At 46.3% G+C, this 2,569-nt stretch carries 2 protein-coding genes; both read left to right on the top strand.

Annotated features, from left to right (window positions below):
• The first annotated feature begins 478 nt into the window (after nucleotides 1-478).
• Entirely contained in the window at nucleotides 479-2,266 is a 1,788-nt protein-coding gene (locus tag J07HQW2_RS06905) for a DEAD/DEAH box helicase (RefSeq protein ID WP_021054707.1), read from the top strand.
• Between the two features lie 67 nt (nucleotides 2,267-2,333).
• Nucleotides 2,334-2,569: hypothetical protein (locus J07HQW2_RS06900; protein WP_021054706.1), on the top strand; the 236-nt coding region annotated here is incomplete at its 3' end.

The raw sequence follows: 2,569 nt of genomic DNA, 5'->3' as shown, positions 1-2,569 counted from the left end.
TCTCCCTATGTTATTGTGTGAATTCTCCTCGATGTAGCAAACCAGATGCCGAGTAAGGAAATCCACCAGTGGATGAAGGAAGCGATAGTTTTTCGATGTGAGATTCTCCTTGGGCTTCCCCGGAAATCCAGTATAATACGAATCCCAACTCACTCTTCGTTGATCACGAGTCGATGGGTGAACAGATGTCATGATTAACCGGATTCCGAGGATACCACATACACTCTCGTTGATACGAATGGATGGGGAAACAGGTTTCATGATTACCCAGATTTCAAGCACAGCAAGCCTGTCGCTTCCATGGAGAGCCGTCTCTTGTCGTGAGTGAGACGAAGGAGTATGCAGGTATGTCGGATACGTCGTAGTAATCATTGCTTCGGCAGAGAGACGTACTCTTGACGCGAGCAATAAAACGATAAATCAAAAATGTGTCAGCAAAACTTCTAATACTGTTTAACAATTGTCGTTTCATAATCAGATGGCAACAGATGATGAACCACTTGTTGATACTACTGTCAAGTTAGAGGACTCCTCAAGCATACTTGATAAGGTTGGAAACTCCGGTGGCGAAGAACTCTCAAGCCATCTCCTCAATATCGAAGCGAATCGACTCTCAATCGCACAAAGCCAACAGGAGTTACAATCTCTTCAAGAGATTACAGATCAAGTTCAGTTACTAGAGCACCAATTAGACGCCGCCCACCGAGCTTTGTTCCAAATGAATGGTAAGGCGCTGTTTGCTGATGAAGTCGGACTCGGGAAAACAATTGAAGTCGGGATGGTACTGAAAGAGATGGTGTTCCGGGAGGCTCATGATACGTTTCTCATTCTCACACCAGCACAACTCGCAACACAGTGGCAGAGCGAAATGGATGAGAAGTTTGGACTTGATTTTGCCTGCAACTACGACGATGACTTCGAGGGGTTCGACTTGGCTAATAAAATCGTTGCGAGTATCGATACTGCAAAACAGGATTCGTATGCCAAAGAGATTCATCAGCGCTCGTGGGATGCATTAATTATCGATGAGGCACATTACCTCCGAAATCAAGACACCAATCGCTACGAATTTGTCGATGATATTGAATATCGATATGCCTTCTTCGCCACAGCCACACCGATTCAGAATGATGTCACCGATATATATAACATTATAAATCTAATCAGACCTGGTCTGTTCGGCACTAAAACTGAGTTCGAACGACGATATCTCCCAAACGGCGATTCTGGAGGGGTACAGGGCGCTTCCGATCTGAACCGGCAGCTTCAGTCTGTGATGATTCGACATAAGCGCGGAGACACCGAAATTGATTTTACAGATCGAGATGTGAAGACGAGGTCATTTGAGCCCAGTCATAAAGAGCGCTCCTTGTACGACGCAGTCACAGACTATGTGAAAACTCATTACTCGAAACGAGCCGGGCAGCACCTTGTGATGTTGATGTTGCAAAAAGAAGTAGTGAGTTCACCATGGGCGGTCCTGAGCACTGTTGAGAAATGGTTGGACGGTGATGGACGCAACGTCACAGGACGAGAGCGTAACAAACTCCTCTCAATTGCAAAGCAAGCACGACAAATTGAACAAACCACGAAACAGGAGAAATTGTTGGAAATCATTCGGAGCGTGAACCGACGAATGGACACAGGTCGAACAATCGTTTTTACCCAGTTTCGAGCGACACAGAGCGCTATCGTCGACGCATTACACGCAGGTGCTGGTGGCGATGATGTGCCAGTGCACAGCGTAAGCGGATCATTATCAAGCGGACAAAAAGACGAACAAATTCAGCATTTCAAAAAGCGCGGAGGTGTTCTCGTTACCACAGACTCAATCAGCGAAGGTCGTAATATCCAATTCTGCAACGTTATCATCAACTACGACCTCCCGTGGAACCCAATGAGTGTTGAGCAACGGATCGGACGTATTGACAGAATCGGTCAAGACCGGGATGTATATGTATATAACCTCGCTTTGGAGGGAACGATTGAAGACTATGTCTTAGAAAAACTCTACGGGAAAATTGATGTTTTTCACCAAACCGTCGGCGGTCTCAAAGAAATTCTTTCCGAACGTGAGCAGTCTAGTGGGCAGTTTGAGCAGGAAGTTTTGCAACAGCTCATCGACGCTGGGTCAGAGCAGGAACTTGAGAATAACTTCGAAGACATGGCTGTTGATCTTAAAGAAGATGAGCAAACTGCAAAGAAGGCTCAGCAATTCAACGAACAAGTGTTCGACGGCTTCGAGACAGGGAACAACAAAGCATGAGTTTCAGATATCTTCATAAGCAACATCTGAGGGGTCCGCCTCCGGGTAATTCGACACAGGAGAGTCTATGAATTCTGAGGTTGACGCCTCGATCCTGAATAGCGTTAATATCAAACGTTTCAGTCAGACAGTGTTGGAAAACTACGGAGCGGAGATTGATCGATCTGACAACGCAAAGTGGCAGGTTAGATTCCCACCTGAACTCGCTAACCAGTTGGATCGAGAAGACGGTACGCTAGTATTTGACCCAGCAGATCGTGAGTTAGCGCTGGTGATCTGCTTGTCCACCAGGAACGCGTGTAT

The sequence above is a fragment of the Haloquadratum walsbyi J07HQW2 genome, from assembly GCF_000415985.1.
In the GTDB taxonomy this organism is placed as follows: domain Archaea; phylum Halobacteriota; class Halobacteria; order Halobacteriales; family Haloferacaceae; genus Haloquadratum; species Haloquadratum walsbyi_B.
The sequence above is the reverse complement of the archived record's forward strand: the minus strand, read 5'-3'. Positions and strand labels throughout refer to the sequence as shown.

Excerpts from the sequence above, each read along its gene's own strand:
- J07HQW2_RS06905 (WP_021054707.1), top strand. The coding sequence starts at position 479 with ATGGCAACAGATGATGAACCACTTGTTGATACTACTGTCAAGTTAGAG.